Source organism: Miniphocaeibacter halophilus, from assembly GCF_016458825.1.
Lineage (GTDB): Bacteria > Bacillota > Clostridia > Tissierellales > Peptoniphilaceae > Miniphocaeibacter > Miniphocaeibacter halophilus.
This window is the reverse complement of sequence record NZ_CP066744.1, coordinates 1,316,057-1,333,384: the sequence shown is the minus strand read 5'-3', so window position 1 is coordinate 1,333,384 and position 17,328 is coordinate 1,316,057. Positions and strand designations below refer to the sequence as shown.

The 17,328-nt window shown below is 28.7% G+C and carries 21 protein-coding genes; 9 read left to right on the top strand and 12 right to left on the bottom strand.

Translation table 11 applies throughout. The annotated features are described in order from the left end of the window. Positions 1–40: 40 nt before the first annotated feature. Complete coding sequence (locus tag JFY71_RS06515) at positions 41–1,303, top strand: O-acetylhomoserine aminocarboxypropyltransferase/cysteine synthase family protein (protein ID WP_243660015.1); 1,263 nt, start codon at positions 41–43, stop codon at positions 1,301–1,303. 29 nt (positions 1,304–1,332) lie between these two features. On the opposite strand, the gene JFY71_RS06510 is transcribed toward JFY71_RS06515, so the two are convergent. After that, positions 1,333–1,668 (bottom strand): carboxymuconolactone decarboxylase family protein, encoded by a 336-nt coding sequence (locus tag JFY71_RS06510; protein WP_243660014.1) that lies wholly within the window; start codon positions 1,666–1,668, stop codon positions 1,333–1,335. A gap of 330 nt (positions 1,669–1,998) precedes the next feature. After that, the gene (locus tag JFY71_RS06505; RefSeq protein ID WP_243660013.1) at positions 1,999–2,286 is read right to left on the bottom strand and encodes a hypothetical protein; all 288 of its coding nucleotides are present in this window, start codon (positions 2,284–2,286) and stop codon (positions 1,999–2,001) included. Between the two features lie 152 nt (positions 2,287–2,438). On the opposite strand from JFY71_RS06505, the gene JFY71_RS06500 reads away from it, so the two are divergent. The 6 genes from JFY71_RS06500 (at position 2,439) to JFY71_RS06475 (ending at position 7,476) form a co-directional block, all read left to right on the top strand. After that, positions 2,439–2,921 (top strand): nucleoside deaminase, encoded by a 483-nt coding sequence (locus JFY71_RS06500; RefSeq protein ID WP_243660012.1) that lies wholly within the window; start codon positions 2,439–2,441, stop codon positions 2,919–2,921. 239 nt (positions 2,922–3,160) lie between these two features. Further along, complete coding sequence (locus JFY71_RS06495) at positions 3,161–3,631, top strand: pyridoxamine 5'-phosphate oxidase family protein (RefSeq protein WP_243660011.1); 471 nt, start codon at positions 3,161–3,163, stop codon at positions 3,629–3,631. Between the two features lie 12 nt (positions 3,632–3,643). Beyond that, entirely contained in the window at positions 3,644–4,114 is a 471-nt protein-coding gene (locus JFY71_RS06490; RefSeq protein WP_243660010.1) for a pyridoxamine 5'-phosphate oxidase family protein, read from the top strand. A gap of 23 nt (positions 4,115–4,137) precedes the next feature. Then, on the top strand, positions 4,138–5,673 hold the full coding sequence (gene cls / locus JFY71_RS06485) for a cardiolipin synthase (RefSeq protein WP_243660009.1): 1,536 nt from the start codon (positions 4,138–4,140) through the stop codon (positions 5,671–5,673). Positions 5,674–5,683: 10 nt separating this feature from the next. Further along, positions 5,684–6,421, top strand: coding sequence for a heparan-alpha-glucosaminide N-acetyltransferase (locus JFY71_RS06480; RefSeq protein ID WP_243660008.1), 738 nt, complete (start codon positions 5,684–5,686; stop codon positions 6,419–6,421). Positions 6,422–6,468: 47 nt separating this feature from the next. Further along, positions 6,469–7,476 carry a sugar kinase gene (locus tag JFY71_RS06475; RefSeq protein ID WP_243660007.1) on the top strand — a complete coding sequence of 336 codons (1,008 nt, stop codon included), beginning with the start codon at positions 6,469–6,471 and terminating at the stop codon, positions 7,474–7,476. A 12-nt stretch (positions 7,477–7,488) separates the two neighbouring features. Here JFY71_RS06475 and JFY71_RS06470 read toward each other — a convergent pair whose 3' ends face one another. Next, positions 7,489–8,361 carry a GNAT family N-acetyltransferase gene (locus JFY71_RS06470; RefSeq protein ID WP_243660006.1) on the bottom strand — a complete coding sequence of 291 codons (873 nt, stop codon included), beginning with the start codon at positions 8,359–8,361 and terminating at the stop codon, positions 7,489–7,491. A 107-nt stretch (positions 8,362–8,468) separates the two neighbouring features. On the opposite strand from JFY71_RS06470, the gene JFY71_RS06465 reads away from it, so the two are divergent. After that, the gene (locus tag JFY71_RS06465; protein WP_243660005.1) at positions 8,469–9,938 is read left to right on the top strand and encodes an IS1182 family transposase; all 1,470 of its coding nucleotides are present in this window, start codon (positions 8,469–8,471) and stop codon (positions 9,936–9,938) included. Between the two features lie 314 nt (positions 9,939–10,252). Here the strand turns inward: JFY71_RS06465 and JFY71_RS06460 are convergent, their stop codons facing one another. The 7 genes from JFY71_RS06460 to JFY71_RS06430 all read right to left on the bottom strand — a co-directional run bounded on the left by JFY71_RS06460 (position 10,253) and on the right by JFY71_RS06430 (position 15,138). Then, the gene (locus JFY71_RS06460; protein WP_243660004.1) at positions 10,253–10,678 is read right to left on the bottom strand and encodes a hypothetical protein; all 426 of its coding nucleotides are present in this window, start codon (positions 10,676–10,678) and stop codon (positions 10,253–10,255) included. A 9-nt stretch (positions 10,679–10,687) separates the two neighbouring features. Beyond that, a complete protein-coding gene (locus JFY71_RS06455) occupies positions 10,688–11,245 on the bottom strand; it encodes a GNAT family N-acetyltransferase (protein WP_243660003.1) in 558 nt (185 codons plus the stop codon). Positions 11,246–11,277: 32 nt separating this feature from the next. Next, the gene (locus tag JFY71_RS06450; protein WP_243660002.1) at positions 11,278–12,627 is read right to left on the bottom strand and encodes a HAMP domain-containing sensor histidine kinase; all 1,350 of its coding nucleotides are present in this window, start codon (positions 12,625–12,627) and stop codon (positions 11,278–11,280) included. Continuing rightward, positions 12,620–13,306, bottom strand: coding sequence for a response regulator transcription factor (locus tag JFY71_RS06445; RefSeq protein ID WP_243660001.1), 687 nt, complete (start codon positions 13,304–13,306; stop codon positions 12,620–12,622). Before JFY71_RS06445 ends, JFY71_RS06450 begins: the two co-directional genes overlap by 8 nt. A 74-nt stretch (positions 13,307–13,380) precedes the next feature. Continuing rightward, on the bottom strand, positions 13,381–14,133 hold the full coding sequence (locus JFY71_RS06440) for a hypothetical protein (protein WP_243660000.1): 753 nt from the start codon (positions 14,131–14,133) through the stop codon (positions 13,381–13,383). Continuing rightward, a complete protein-coding gene (locus tag JFY71_RS06435; RefSeq protein ID WP_243659999.1) occupies positions 14,120–14,800 on the bottom strand; it encodes an ABC transporter ATP-binding protein in 681 nt (226 codons plus the stop codon). Before JFY71_RS06435 ends, JFY71_RS06440 begins: the two co-directional genes overlap by 14 nt. A gap of 44 nt (positions 14,801–14,844) precedes the next feature. Beyond that, positions 14,845–15,138, bottom strand: coding sequence for a hypothetical protein (locus JFY71_RS06430; protein ID WP_243659998.1), 294 nt, complete (start codon positions 15,136–15,138; stop codon positions 14,845–14,847). A gap of 125 nt (positions 15,139–15,263) precedes the next feature. Here JFY71_RS06430 and JFY71_RS06425 point away from each other — a divergent pair, with 125 nt between their 5' ends. Beyond that, a complete protein-coding gene (locus JFY71_RS06425; protein WP_243659997.1) occupies positions 15,264–15,836 on the top strand; it encodes a DUF1643 domain-containing protein in 573 nt (190 codons plus the stop codon). Positions 15,837–15,944: 108 nt separating this feature from the next. Here the strand turns inward: JFY71_RS06425 and JFY71_RS06420 are convergent, their stop codons facing one another. Further along, a complete protein-coding gene (locus JFY71_RS06420; protein WP_243659996.1) occupies positions 15,945–16,208 on the bottom strand; it encodes a hypothetical protein in 264 nt (87 codons plus the stop codon). A gap of 163 nt (positions 16,209–16,371) precedes the next feature. After that, on the bottom strand, positions 16,372–17,130 hold the full coding sequence (locus tag JFY71_RS06415) for an NADPH-dependent oxidoreductase (protein ID WP_243659995.1): 759 nt from the start codon (positions 17,128–17,130) through the stop codon (positions 16,372–16,374). Positions 17,131–17,328 lie beyond the last annotated feature (198 nt).

Sequence of the window (17,328 nt, the reverse complement as noted above, 5' to 3'; positions counted from 1 at the left end):
ATGATACAATGGTTTAAATTCAATTATTGGAGGATTATTAATGAGAGATGAAACTAAATGCCTGCATTCAGGCTACACACCTAAAAACTCTGAACCTAGGGTTGTCCCTATTGTTCAAAGTACAACTTATGTCTATGATTCAACTGAAGAAGTAGCTTCTGTTTTTGACGAACCTACTAAGTCTTTAATTTATTCCAGATTTGCCAACCCTACTGTTATGGCCGTAGAAGAAAAAATTGCAGAACTTGAAGGCGGCGTTGGTGCTATGTGTACAACATCAGGACAAGCTGCTACTCTTCTATCGATTTTAAATATATGCAATGCCGGAGATAGTTTTATTAGTTTAACAGAAATTTATGGTGGAACTGTAAATCTTTTTTCCTATACATTAAAAAAATTGGGAATTGAATGTATCTATGTTGATAAATACGCTTCTGAAGAAGAAATAAATAAGGCTTTTAAGAAAAATACCAAGGCAGTTTTTGGAGAAACAATTGCAAATCCTGCCTTATCTGTTTTAGATTTTGAAAAATTTTCCCGCATAGCTCATGAAAATGGAGTTCCTTTAATTGTAGACAATACTTTTGCAACTCCTGTTTTATGTAAACCCTTTGAGCATGGTGCCGATATTGTAATACATTCTACTACAAAATATATGGATGGCCATGCAGTACAAGTTGGTGGAGTTATTGTAGACAGCGGTAATTTTGACTGGACTAATGGCAAATTCCCGGAACTCGTTGAACCGGATGAATCATACCACGGAATTTCCTATGTTGAAAACTATGGTAAAGCTGCCTATATTGTTAAGGCTAGAATGCAACTAATGAGAGATTTTGGTTGTTATCCTGCTGCCCATTCGGCATTTTTACTTAATTTAGGCTTGGAAACTTTAGCAATTAGAATGAAACAGTACTGTGAAAATGCAACGGCTGTAGCAAAATATTTTGAGAAATCAGATAAAATAGAATCCGTAACCTATCCCGGTTTAAAAGGCGATGAAAACTATGAATTAGCCCAAAAATATTTAAAGGGAGCTAGTGGTGTTATTTCCCTAAATATAAAAGGCGGAAGAGAAAATGCCATTAAGTTTATGGATGCTTTGAAATTAGCTTCTAATGAAGTTCATGTTGCTGATATTCGCACATGTGTACTTCATCCTGCCAGCGAAACCCATCGTCAATTAACAGATGAACAACTGGTTGCTGCCGGTATTGAAGGCGGAATGGTACGTTTTTCTGTTGGACTGGAAAATATAGACGATATTATTGAAGATATCCAACAGGCTTTAAATGCAATTTAAAAACAGGAGATATTTTATCTCCTGTTTTACTATTTATAAACTTCTTCTGCATAAGCTGCCGCAATTCCACCATAAGCAGTTCCTGGCCCACCACTCATTAATATTGCAACTTCTATTACTCCATATATTTCTTCTAAAGTAACACCAGCTTTTTTTGCAGCATTTACATGGGCTAAAATACAGCCTTCACATCTTATAGCTATTGATATACCTAAAGCTACTAATTCCTTTTCCTTAACGGATATGGCTGTTGTTTCCATAATTTTTTTATGTAGTTCTTGGAAACCTCCCATTACTTCCGGAGAATTTTTCCCTAATAATGCGGTATTTGCTTCTCCTTCTTTCCTTTTTTCACTATAACTCATTTTTACCTCCTTATTTTTTATAATAAGTTATGAATTTTATAAATTACTATATCTTTAACCTATTAGTAATTTTCTTTACTTATTATATTCCTTTATAATTATATCAAAAAAAATAGACTTTATCTAAGTCTACTTAAAATGGCTCTATAATTTATAGTGGTAATGGTAATAAATCCATTAACACTATTTAACAAGGAAGCAAGTTTAAGGGTTTGGAAAATGAAAAAGCGGCTCAAGCTTCTTAGCTTGAACCGCAAATATCATTACTTTTCTTTATCAACACTATTTGACAAAGAGCCCGATAAAAGCCCACCTAGCGGTGAGCTTTTACTATATATAGGCTTTTATTTCCTCATGACTTAAATATCTACTGTAAACATCTACAAAGTCGTTATCTATAGAAATATTATTATGTAACTCATAGTAGTCTATAATTGAGACAAGTTCCAATACCTTCTCGTCTTCACTTTCGTTATTTAAGGACTGAATATACATTTCAATTTTTTCTTTAATTTCATCTATCCTATTTAACTTTACTATAATTACAGATTCCTCAAATATTTCTACAGAATCCAATGAATACTTTAACAATATTTTTACACTAAAATTTTTTAACATAATAACTCCTTTTCTATTCAAGGAGTTATTATATACTAATATAATTATTTTGTGAATAGGCATTTTGCTTTTAACCATATATAATTTTATTATTCATGGTATTTGGGATATTATATTTAATAAATATCAAAAATTTACAGGGAGGCAAAATAATGGAAAATCATATTTACTATTTAAGAGAAGCTGTGAAAGTTTCAGAAGAATCAGTTGCTAAGGGAAATCATCCCTTTGGGGCTATTTTAGTTTCTCCTGAAGGAGAAATTTTACTAAGGCAAGGTAATGTTGAAGTAACAAATAAGTCATCTATAGGCCATGCTGAAACAAAATTAATGGAAAAGGCCGGTGAGTTGTTCGATAAAGAATACTTATGGAATTGTACTATGTACACTACCTGTGAGCCATGTGTAATGTGCTGTGGTGCTGCCTATTGGACTAATGTTGGAACAATAGTCTATGGTGTTTCAGAGAAGAAACTCTTGGAAATAACCGGCTCTGATGATAGAAACCCAACATTTGATTTACCTTCTAGAGAAATTTTTTCAAGAGGACAAAAAAATATAAAAGTTATTGGGCCTATTGAAGAAATGACTGAAGAAATATTGAAACCGCATTTAAATTATTGGAATAAAAAATAAAACAATTTACCCTTATCCCCTAAATCAAGTATTGGTTTAGGGGGTTTTTTGTATTTTAAAATAATGAGATATTTAATATAAGATTTAATAGATTTTTTATTAACTTTTACCTTTGTTTTTTTATTTAATATATAATATATTTATATACTATGGTCATACTGTAGCTTACTTACTAAAGCTTTTAAATAGTATGGTTATATAGTAAAATCAATAATAACTAATTTTTTGGAGGCATTAATATGAGAAGGTCCGATAGAGAGGTTACAGGGCTTAATAATATACTATCTATAGCAAAAAACGGCGATACAATTATACTGGCTTTTAACGACAAGGATTTTCCTTATATTTTGCCTGTTAATTACGGTTGTGAATTAAAGGATAATAATTTATATTTCTATTTTCATGGTGCCTTAGAAGGTAATAAATATAAGTATATTTATAATGGCGCTAGGGTCTCCTTTGAAATAGACTGTAATCATAAGCTTGTAACTGGAAAAAGCAACTGTTCCTTTTCAATGAAATACGAATCTTTAATTGGAAGGGGAATTATTTATGAAATAAAGGAATATGAGGAAGTTACCAATGCCTTAAATTGTATAATGAAACAGTATACCGATTCCTATAGTCGCCAATATGATGAAGGCTCTTTAAAAAAAGTTAAAGTCTTTAAAATAGAAGTTATTAGTATAACTGGCAAATCCAATATATAAGTAGGAGGAGTTATGAGAAAAGCTGAAAGAGAAGTGTTTGGTATAGAAAATTTTTACAGGATTGCTTTAAGTGGAGATGTTATTGTACTGGCCTTCAATAATGGCGAATACCCCTATGTTCTACCTGTAAATTATGGATGTGAATTAAGGGATGATAATCTATATTTCTATTTCCATGGTGCCTTAGAAGGTAATAAGTATGATTTTATATACGACAATGCTAAACTTACCTTTGAAATAGACTGTAATCATGAACTTATTGTAAAATATGATAAGGGCTATTGTACAATGGCCTATGATTCAATTATTGGAAAGGGCGTTTTGCGAGAATTAAAAGATTATGATGAAATTTATAAGGCTTTAAATATTTTAGTAAAACACCATCATAAGGATGATGATTTTAAGTTTAATCCTGCAGCAATTAGTAGAACAAGGGTTTTTGAAATTAAAGCTACAAATATTACTGGAAAATCAAAAAAATAATATTTCCATAAACGAGGTTATACATGAAAAATTTTTTTAAATTTATTACAAGTAGAATGTTCTTTGTTAGTATTATTTTCATTCTACAGGTACTTCTTACTTACGAAGTATATGTTTTACTTGCTGACAACTTCTTTTGGTTCTATGTTGCAAGTTTAATTTTAGGTCTTATTTTAGTAGTAACTATTATAAATAAAGATACAAACCCTGCTTATAAAATAGCCTGGATTGTTCCTATTATAGCCTTTCCAATGTTTGGATCAATCATCTATTTGTTTTTTGCACAAAATAGATTTGTATCTAATATAAGAATGTCCATGTCAACAACAACCTCCTCTTTTCATTTTTTAATGACTAATCATATAAATACCTTAGAGGAGATTACAGATGAAGATGCCTACATACAAAGTAGGTACTTAGAACGATATGCTAGCTGTCCTGTCTATAAAAATACCAATTCTAAATACTATCCCAGTGGAGAAATGTTTTTTTACGATTTTATTAAAGATCTTAAAAATGCAAAAAATTTTATTTTTTTAGAATTCTTTATTATTGAAGAAGGTTATATGTGGAATACGGTTTTGGATATTTTAGTAGAAAAAGTCAAAGAAGGCGTTGATGTAAGACTAATTTATGATGATTTTGGCTGTATTTCTAAATTACCAAGAAACTATGATAAGTTTTTAATTTCTAAGGGAATAAAGTGTCAAGTTTTTAATCCTATAAAGCTATTTGTTATGCCAAAACATAACAACAGGGATCACCGAAAGATAATTGTTATCGATGGAAATATCGGATATACCGGCGGGGTAAATTTAGCAGATGAATATATTAATAAGGTGGAAAGATTTGGTCATTGGAAAGATAGTGCCGTTAGATTATATGGTCAGGCTGTATGGAGTTTAACTGTAATATTTTTATCTATGTGGAATTCTATTTCCGATGAATTTGTAGATTTTGAGTCCCATTTACATAGACTAAATTTTGATGATGAAATAGAAGATCCCGATAACGGTTTTGTCCAACCTTTTTCCGATTCACCTTTAGATGCTGATCCTGTTGGTGAAAATATTTATTTAAATATAATTAACAGAGCAAAAAACTATGTATATATTACAACACCCTATTTAATACTTTCCAATGAAATGCTTACAGCCTTAAAAAATGCTGCAAAGGGTGGTATTGATGTTAGGATTTTAACTCCTCATATTCCCGATAAAAAAACTGTCTTTATGGTTACTAGAAGCCATTATGAAAGTTTAATTGCCTCCGGTGTTAAAATATATGAATATACGCCTGGTTTTATACACGCTAAAAACTTTGTCTCCGATGATAAATTTGCAGTAGTCGGAACTATAAACGTAGATTTTAGAAGTCTTTATCTCCATTTTGAAGATGCAGTTTGGTTTTATGACTCTCCTGTTATTTTTGATATAAAAAGGGATTTTCTTAACACAATAGATATTTCTCAAAGAAAAACATTAACAGAGATGAAAAAAACATTATGGATAAAAAAAGTTGCTAGATCTGTACTAAGGGTCTTTGCACCAATGATGTAAAGGAAAAATTATGAAAGAACGATATAATTCAATTGATTTTATAAGAGGCTTTGCAATAATTAATATGGTCATCTACCATTTGTTCTATGACCTAGTCTATATATTTGGAGAAAATATTTCCTGGTTTCCCAGTAAGTACTCCTCTATATGGCAAAATTTAATAGCTATGACCTTTATAGTAACTTCCGGTATTTCCTATAATTTCGGAAAGAAAAATTCCAGAAAATTTACTATGCTTTTAGCTTGTGCCGCAATACTTTCAGTTTTTACCGCAATTTTTATGAAGGACCAATTTATAGCCTTTGGAATAATACATTTTTTTGCTTTTGCAACACTAATACTACTGGCTATTGATCCAATATTAAAACGTATAAATCCATTTATAGGAATAATCCTATTTGTTTTATTGTTTATAGCTACAAAACCAATTACAAATGGATATATTAATTTATTTTTTACAAAACATTACTTACCTGAAAATTTATATAATTTGAAATTTTTATTTTGGCTAGGATTTCCTGGTCCTAATTTTACATCAGCAGACTATTTTCCAATACTGCCATGGATATTTCTATTTATAGTCGGCTTTTATATTGGCCGCCTAATAGTAACTAAAAAGCCTATTATGAAGAAAAAAAGATACAACCCTGTGTGTATAATTGGAAGGCATAGTTTATTTATATATATGATTCATCAACCAATAATATATTTAATACTGTCTTTTGTTTATAAAACTTCTTTATTTTAAGGAAGTTTTTAAAAAAGGAAGTTTCAATAAAGAGAAAGGAGAAGAAATTGAAAAAAATAGTTACTCTTGGAGAAATAATGTTAAGACTTGCTACTCCTAATTTTGAAAAATTTAATCAAGCAACTAATTACAACGCCGTCTTTGGAGGAGGGGAAGCCAATGTTGCAGTTTCTTTAGCAAATTATAATAATAGGGTTCAGCACGTTACAAAGCTTCCCGACAATGAATTAGGTCAAGCTGCCATAGATTCTTTAAACAAATACAGAGTACATACTAATTATATTCCTAGAGGAGGAAAAAGAATTGGCATTTATTTTCTGGAACAAGGCTATTCCTACAGACCTTCTAAGATAATTTACGATAGGGAAAGTTCATCACTGGCAACTGCTACTATAGATGATTTTGATTTTTATAGTATTTTCGATAGAGCAGAATGGTTTCATATATCTGGTATTACCCCTGCCCTTAGTAAAAGTTGTGAAGAAATAACATTAAAAGCATTACAAGTGGCTAAAGAAATGGGAATTACCGTTTCTATGGATGTAAATTTCAGGGCCAGCCTTTGGGATATTGAAACAGCTAGAAAAGTAATCTCCAATTTAATGCAGTATGTAGATGTTTGTTTTGACGGTGATTGGCCATTAGGCTTTAGAGAAACAACACCGGACGGAACGAGTTTAGAAGATGAATTAAAATTATATGAAAAAGCTTTTAAAAATATGTCAAAAGTATATGGCTGTAAATATTATTTTAGTTCATTGAGAAAATTAATATCCTCTTCTTCAAATTTCTATTCTGCCTGTGGCTATAATGGAAATGAATTTTATCACACAAAGGTTTACGATGTAGATATTATTGACAGAGTTGGAACTGGCGACTCCTTTGTTGCCGGTGTAATAAATTGTTTAGTAAAGGGCAAAAACTTTAAAGAAGCCTTAGATTTTGGAGTTGCTGCTGCTGTTTTAAAACACACAATTCCAGGTGATGTTAACTTAGTCAAGGAAGAGGATGTCTATAATTTGTTACAAGGTGGAAACACCCGAATACAACGATAAAACTCCCTTAATTTAGGGAGTTTTTATTATTTTTATAGTTGAATTAAAATATTTTTCTATAAATAAGGTTCTTTTAAAAATCTCATCTTTTGAATAAATATTTTTGCCTATAACCCATTTTTCCTCAATATCATCTTTTCTTATTATTTTTGCTATTAATTCTCCTGTAAACTCTTCCAAGGGCTTATTGTCTTCTGTTAAAATATAAGCATCTTGTTCTTCACCATCACCACTACTAATTCCTAAAATATACCCATAATTAACAGGGTAAATATTTCCATAAAAATCTCTATATCCAATCGGCCTGTCAACAATAACTTTGAATTTTTTTCCTTTAAAATAATCCTCTGCTAAAATTCCATAAATTGAAATATCTGTAAACTCCCCCTTATTTTTAAACCTTTGTCTTAGAGTTCCTTCATATTTCAACCCACACTTTTTCATTACTTTACCAGAAGCAAAATTTAAAGGCATATGAGTGGCTTCAATTCTATTGACTTTAATATCTTCAAACAAAAATTTAATAATTCTTAAAAAAGCCTCTGTAACTATTCCTCTATTCCACCAATTTTTTCCTATAACATAGCCAATGGTTGCCATATTTAATTCTTCGTCCATATCTACAACATCTATTGTTCCAATAGGCTCTCTTATTTCCTTTAATTCGATTATCCATCGGTATGTTTTTTTGGACTTGTATTCATTAATCCAATTTGTAAATATTCTTTTCGTCTCTTCTAGGTTTTCATGTTTGCTCCATCCGACAAATTTAGTTACTTCCTTATCGGTAGCCCAGTTTTTATAAGCAAAACGAAAATCATCTGAAGATATTTTTCTTAAAATTAGTCTTTCCGTTTCAAGTCTTACAGTGCCTATATGATTCATTTCTTTATTACTAAAATAGACAATAGTAAATCTATTGTCTCAGGCTGTTGACAATGAAATTGTCAGCAGCCTTTTAAAATGGGTAAAAATAATATAGGGTGATAAAAATGATGGGTAAAAAAGACAAGATAAGTAAAACACAAATAGAGATATTAAGTTTAGATTCATTAGTTCCACAAGATCATTTGGTAAGAAAACTGGATCAAGTTATTGATTTAAGCTTTATCTACGATTTAGTAAAAGATCTTTATTCTAAAACAGGAGCCGAAAGTATAGATCCTGTTGTTTTAATAAAATTAAATATTATCCAATATACATTTGGAATTAGGTCTATGCGACAAACAATAAAAGAAATAGAAGTTAATGCAGCATATAGATGGTACTTAGGATATGGATTAACTGAGAAAATACCACATTTCTCAACCTTTAGTAAAAATTATCAAAGACGATTTAAAGGAACAGATATTTTTGAACAAATATTTTTCAGAATTTTAAATGAAATAGCTAAATGTGGATTACTTACAGAAGAAAATATATACATAGATGGAACTCATATAAAGGCAAATGCAAATATACATAATAAAGAAACCATAGAAGTAGAAGAATCTGTTAAATATTACCAAGACATATTAGAAAAAGAAATAAATGAAGATAGAAAAAATCATAATAAAAAACCATTAAAAAAAAACGAAGAAATCAAAACAAAAGAAATAACAGTAAGTAAAAATGACCCAGATTGTGGAATATTTCATAAAGGAGAGCATAAAAAAGTATTTGCATATTTATCAAATACAGCGTGTAATGATTATGGAATAATACTTGATTTTGAAGTAACCTCAGGAAATAAACATGATTCAACAGTATTTCCTATATTATATGAGAGAATAAAGAATAAATATAAAAGTAATAAATACATAGCAATTGATGCAGGATATAAAACACCGGCAATAGCAAAACAAATACTTGATAATGATAAAATACCATTATTACCATATAAAAGACCAATGACAAAAAAAGGGTTCTATAAAAAATATGAATATGTTTATGATGAATATTATGATTGTTATATATGTCCAAATAACAAAATATTAAAATATAGTACAACCAATAGAAATGGATATCAAGAATATAAAAGTAATCCTAACGATTGTAAAAACTGTAAATATGTCAAAAATTGTACAGAAAGTAAGAATAATCAAAAAGTAGTAACTCGTCATATCTGGGAAGAATACATAGAAAAATGCGAAGATATTAGACATACTAAAGGATTTAAAGAAAAATATGGAAGAAGGAAAGAAACAATAGAGAGAGTTTTCGCTGATGCAAAAGAATTACATGGGATGCGATACACATTACATAGGGGTTTAGAAAGAGTTAAAAATGAACTATACCTCTTATTTGGGTGCATGAATTTAAAGAAGTTGGCAAAAATCATATGGAAAAGGTATAAGAATTCTTCCGAATTACATGTTTTATTTGAAGATTTGAAAAATATTTCAAATTTCAGAATTTTAAAAAGGCATTTTAGATTATTGATAAATTCTAAAATGCCTTTTGTCTTCAATCTGAGACAATAGTAAATCTATTGTCTATTTTTGTCTCCTTTGTTTATTTTTCCTTACTCTATTTTCTCAATAAAAGCTGCTATTAAAATACAAATACCTCTAATAAATTCAAGCTTACTAAACCCAATTATAGAGCTTCCAAATATCATATATTAAAAATAAAGGATTTTTATTATGGCAAAAAATCCTTTATTGTATAATCTTCTGTATTATAGCTAATTGAAAGAAGTTTTTCCTATCTATTAATTAATATATTATTCACCTAAAAATTATCATTAGACCAAACTTAATTGCTTCCATAACTTTTTTATTTATAACAGATTTTACTAATATCTATTTTTATCTTCATTAATTATTTTTTCTTTTATTTTCTCGTATTCCTCTTCTGTAATTACACCTTTTTGCATTAATTCAAAGGCTTTTTCCAGCTCCATTAATTCATCTATATTAGAATTATTTCTAGCACTTTCATAATAATTTGCTAGAAAATACGCTACTAATAAACAAATTCCTCCAACTACCCAAGCAGTAAAGATAAATATAATTCCCCAGACTAATATATTATTGCTTTTTTCTTTAAATTCTTCATCGGAAAAATCTTTATATTTTAATAACGTAACTCCTCCAATAATATCTACAACTCCAAATATGACTCCAACAACTGTAAAAAACATAATAACTCCACCAACGATGCCAATTACTGCACCAATGAAAGTTAAAGTTTTTGCTATGTTAATATTTTTACTATCCATAAATACTCCCTATTTCCCTTCAAAATAATCTTCCGATATTAGTCCATAGTAAGAAGCGTCAACAATACCTTGATTACTCCAATCAGCTTGTTTTAAAGTGCCTTCGTATTTCATTCCACATTTTTTCATAACCCTGCCAGAACCAATATTGTTAGGATCAAACATAGACTCTATCCTATTAACTTCAACTTCTTCAAAAAAGAATTCTATTAGCCTAGTTAAAGCCTCTGTCATTATTCCATTTCCCCACCAAGCTCTTCCCAAGGCATATCCAATATGAACCATTTCTATTCTATTATCTATTTTTATAGCACCTATTGTCCCTATAGGCTCATTAATTTCCTTTAATTCTATTATCCAGTTATAGACTTCATTATTGTATTCATTAATCCAAGATGAAAAAATATACTTTGTTTCATCTATATTATTATGACTTTTCCATCTTAAAAATTTAGTAACCTCATCGTCTGTAACCCAATTTTTATAGGCCGGTACTACATCCTGTAAAGTAGCTTTTCGTAAAATTAGCCTTTCTGTTTCCAACCTTACAGTTCCTAAATGTTTCATAACCCCTCCAAAATATAATCTATACCTATATATTACTTTATATTTAACTCTACAACAAAATTATTTAAATTACCTTTATTGCTGTAATATATTTCACCCTTGTGTTTATTAATAATAGTTTTAGAAATGGAAAGTCCTAAGCCTAAACCACCGGAAGTAGACCTTGCCTTATCCCCTCTTACAAAGGGATTAAATAAAGTCTTTCTAGTATTCTTATCTATTAATTTACCATTGTCTGAAATTTCAAGTATTAGCTTATTGTTTTCTTCTTCTAAGGATATTCTTGTAAAAGTTCCACTATTATATTTTAACTGGTTCTCCATTAAATTATTTAAAACTCTTTTTATTAAATTTAAATCTATATTAATATATATGTCATCCTTGGGTAAATTTACCTCTACATCAATTTTTTTGTTCTCTAATTCATTGTAGTATTCTGAAACAGTTTGTCTTACAACTTCAGAAAAATTAGCTTTTTCCATATATAATTTATAATCTTTATTATCTAATTTTAACATATTTGTCATTTCATCTACTAAGTAGGAAATTCTAGAGGCTTTTTTGTCCAAGATATCATAATAATCTTTTTTATCTTCTTCTTTTACTAAATCATCCTTTAAGGCTAATGAATAGGATTTTATTGTTGAGATTGGAGTTTTAATATCGTGGGATAAATCAAGAAGTAATTTGTTTTTTTCCTCTTCTTTTTTTATTCTGTACTCCTCTTCCCTTTCTAATTTTATAATCATATCATTAAAATTATCCTTTAATTCATTTAACTCATTTTTAGTTTGAAAGTCAATTTGAACTCCCTTTTCTCCATCTTTTACCCTATCCATAGCAAAAAGCATCTTATCTATTGGTTTTTTTATTTTATTAGAAAGCCTTTTACTTAATAGAATAATCATAAATATATAAAAAGCTAAAAATAGTATTCCAAATACCTTGCTATTTTTACTCCTGCTATTTGTTAAGTTCAAGGTTAAGGCTAAATTTTTTGTTGGGATTTTTATTAAATATTTTTCTTCACCTAGAAATTTAATAAAAACATGAAATTCTTCACTATTATCCTTTAAATTTAATAGCTCCATAATATCCCTATCACTATAATTCATGGTTTTATCCAATTTATTTCCCACAACTGAAACAACCTTATTATTGCTATCCAACTGTTCTACCCAAGCATTATAATTATCTATTAAAAATCTACTTTGAATTTCTCCCTTATCATTTATCATATTTGTTGGTATATAATTATCTTCATTTTCAATAATATTAAATATAACTAAAGCTCCTGAAATTACCAATATTAATACAATTGATAAGGAAAATACTACAAAACTAGCTATTAATTCTTTAAATATACTTTTTTTCCTAGTCATCTTCTTCTACCATTTTATAGCCTAGGCCCTTTATAGTTTTAATTATATTTCTATTACTATCTCCAATTTTATTTCGAATTCTACTAATATGTACCATAATAGTATTTTCATCGTTCATAAATTCATCTTCCCAAACATAGGAAAAAATCTGTTCCTTGGTAAATATAATATTAATGTTCTCCATAAATAGAGTTAGTATTTTAAATTCTGTTGATGTTAGGTCTATAGGCCTCTTATTGTAGAAAAATTCCCCTGTAGTCTTATTTAATTTCATATTGCCAACTACTACTTCCCTGTTTTCCTTATTGCTTTTTAAAGCTCCATAATTTCTTCTTAGCTGGGCCTTCACCCTGGCAACTACTTCCATAGGATTGTAGGGTTTAGTAATATAGTCATCTGCTCCTAAATCAAGTCCTATTATTTTATCGAAATCCTGTGATTTTGCTGTTAACATAATTACAGGAATTAAACTCTTTTTCCTAATTTCTTGAAGCACTTCTATACCGTCAACTTCAGGCATCATTATGTCAAGAACTACTAAGTCCGCCCTTTCAAAATTTTCCAGTGCTTCCTTTCCGTCCTTTGCTTTAATTATTTCCCAGTTTTCCCTTTTGAAATAAAGCTCCAATACTTCAAGTAATTCAATTTCATCATCTGCTACTAAAATTCTGTATTTCATATCTACCTGTCCTCATTTTAATATCTTAAATATACCATAAAAAAATAGAAAAAAAGGAAGATCTTCCTAATTTTCTAATCATTTTTTCTTTTATATACTATTAATACTATAAGTCCTATAATAATTCCAATTCCTACTGCTATTAATGGTTTATAACTTACCTTGTTTCCAAATAAGTAGTTTTTTCCAATATTTAACACCTCATATAGATTAGGTGTAATTTTTAATACTATCTCTATTATTTTTGAAAGAATTCCCTCTGTTATTTTACTAAAAAATTCCAACATTTCATGAAAATATCCAATTATTGTAAAAAACATTCCTCCTATAGTCCCTAGTAAAAACCCTCCTATATTTGATAGGGAAGTACTAACTAAGGAAATAAATATTATATTTGGCAGCAATAAGAAAAACATCCCTATTAATTTTATTAGATTTATATTATCACCATACCTAACCCCAACAACTATAACCGGTATGAAAAGAAGTGCCATAAAAAACACTGAAGATATTATATTTCCTAAGCTTATTTTCAAATGATATTCCGGCTGTTTTATTCCCCTAATATAAATTAACTGGTTTCTCTTCTTGTTATATTCATCCGGTATTGAATTAGCAGAAATAAATGTAGCTATTACCGATGAAAAAAACATGGTCACAGGCAGCAATGTTGAAATAGCACCTTCAAAACTATTAATAGGCTTACCATTTATAGTTAAAGCACCAGGACTAAAAAATAAAAACACAAGTAGGGCACCTATTATTAAAGCGATTGTTAAATTTTTAAGCTTTAAATTCTTTCTAGTTATTATTTTACTTATACTCATAATTTCCAACTCCTTCAATAAATATTTCGTCTAAAGATCTACCTGTTTTATCCTTTTCCCAATTTACAACAATACGCCCCTTGTTAATTATTATTCCACTATTACAAGTTCTTTCAATATCGTTTAAAATATGGGAATTAATAACTATGGTCTTTCCTTTTTTCTGTAGCTCTAAAATCAAGTCCATAATAGTGTTTCTTCCTATTACATCTAGGTCTGAAGTTGGTTCATCTAGGATTAAAAGTTCCGGATTCCCCAGTAAGGCTTGGGCAATAGATAATCTTTGTCTCATTCCCTTTGAATAACCCTTAACCTTTGTTTTATTATTTTCCAAACCTACTATATCCAAGACTTTTAATATTTCATTTTTAAGTTCCTTCTTACTTATCTTCTGTAATTCTCCATAGAATTTTAAATGTTCATAGCCGGTTAACATCTCATAAAAACTAGGTCTTTCCGGAGAATATCCTATTTTTACCTTATCCTTTATATAAATATCCCCTGAAGTTTTTTTAGTAAGATTTAAAATCATCTTTATTGTTGTAGTTTTTCCTGCTCCATTACTTCCCAGTAAGGCAAAAACCTCTCCCTGCTCTATTTCAAAGGAAATATTATCCACTACTGTATTATTTCCATATTTCTTTGTTAAGTTCCTACATTTAATCATTTTTTCCCTCCTGTGTCCTTTTCTAAATACGTATTCTTGGGTTTTTACTTTAATCTTTTCTTAAATTCAAAATATACTATAATAAATGAAATAAATATTAAGAATAAATACAAACATGCTATTGTTTTTATTTCTAAATTCATGATTATAGTTAAGATTAATAAAACAACCCCTAATATAATCCATACTTTTCCTGTAAATTTATTTATATCTTCTTTTCTGTCCTTGAAAATAAAATAAATAAAATTATTCCATGTTAATTTTTTAAATACAATAAATAATAGCCCACCAATAATTAATAATATACTTGGTACATATTTTAAGAACATTGTAAGCATTTAAACATACTCCCTTTCATTTATTTCCTGTAACTATATTCTATGGCACCAATCTAAATATAAAATTGCTTTAACCTTAAGATAAGCTTAAGATTAAATAGGCTATAATTTAATTGGAGGTTATTATGATTAAATATAAAGATTATGTTGACAAGGACAATATTGAAATAGAAAATGGGGAAATAAGCGGATATAATTACAGGTATTCAATAGAAATTCCAATTTTAAATAGTAATTATAGAAAAGACAATAGACTTTTAATTTGCTCAATGAACCCAAGTAAGGCAACAAAAATACAATCCGATAATACTTTAAACAAATTATGTAAATACGCCTATGAAAATAACTATAAAACCTTAACTGTTGTAGGAATATTACCTTTTTACGAAACCAATTCAAAGGATTTAAATAAATTTAATAGTAATGAATTTGAAAATATAATCGATGAAAATTTCAATAGAATTAATGAAAAAATGAATTATGTAGATAATATTATTATAGCAACGGGAAATCCTACAAATAAAGGCATGGAAAAACTGATTTTTCGACTGAAGAAGCTTCTGGAAAGTAAGAATAATTTATTTTGTTTTAAAACAAACACCGGTGAACTACTTACTAAAAGAGGGTTTACTGTCCATCCCTTGTATTTAAAAGAACTAGTAGCCTGTAATTTACCGGAGGAGTATTTTTATAAATAATAACAAAGCAATAAGTCTTGTATGAGAAAAATAGCAGATTAACAAATATTTTTAACATTATATATAGAAATAAAAAAAACCTGTTATTTTAAAATAACAGGTTTTTTACTAGCTAAAGCTCATAGACATATTTGATAATTCATTTATTATATTTAAGTTTTTAACGGATATTGACTTTCTGTTTTTTATAATATATCCATTAATTTCTTCCGTAAATTTATTTAAAGATTTTTTAAAGGACTTGTCCTCTGCCTCTAAATCTTTTAAAGCCTTAATAATTGAATTTTTGATTTTTTTGTCCTTTGTATCTGACATTTCTATATTTAATTTGTTTATTAACTCTCTAGCTATTTCTCTATCTGTTTTTAACATGTCATACCTCCTAAGATAGATTTGTAAATATCTTACTTGGAGAATGATATATGATTACAAGGACTCTGTCAATAAAATAAAAAGCCCTCTACTAACTTTGTTAAGTTTTTGTAAAATTTACCAACATGTTAAAAAAACGAAATTTATTATTTATTTTAAATCCTTATTTTTCCACCTTTAAATCAAACCCTTGTCTTATTGCAGAATTTAATATCTTAGCTCTATTTTCCAATACATTTTCAAGTTTGCCAATAACCTGCTTACTGAAGCTGTCAACCCTTCTATTTGCCTCTCTTAAATCATAGTATGTTTGCATTTCCTCATCATAATCCTTAATTTCTTCCATATAATTATCGAATTTTTTATATTCATTTTCAAATACTCTTAAATTCATATCCATTCTAGGTTTTAATTGCGGCTCTTGATTTGGATAGCCAAAAGCAACTCCCAATACAGGAAAAGTAAGTTCCGGTAGTTTTAAAATCTCAATTATTTTATCGGTATCATTTAAAACAGAACCTAGAAAAACCCCACCTAGTCCTTCAGATTCTACTGCATTGGTTAAATTTTGAGCAGCTAAACAAGAATCTGTCCAACCTTGAAAAAACCTATCCATGTCATGGCTTGCAGAAAATTTACTTCCTGTTTTATCTTCAGCTATTCTATTATTCCTATATGCATCAACTATAAATATAAAAAGTTCCGGTGCCCGTCCAACATATTCCTGTTTACAAACCTCTGCAATTTGTTTTTTAATATTATTGTCAGTAACCCTAATTACTGAAGAAGTCTGCATTCCTGTACTACTTGCCGTTCTTTGAATTACTGAAATAAATTTTTCTAATAGATTTTCAGGAACTTCCTTCTCTTTAAATTCCCTAATAGTTCTGTGATTTAATTGAGTCTTTATTGTATCGTTCATAATACCTCCTATTAAAATGTTAATTATTGTTAATAAAAAATATATAAAATCCTATAATTATATATACCCTCTAATAATACTTATTTAAAGATTATTTGAAATTTTCATGATTATATAATTTATAGAAAAACCCTTAGAACTGTTTTTGTTAAAAAATCAACATACATTTAAAATAACTCAAAAGGAAGCTTGGATTAA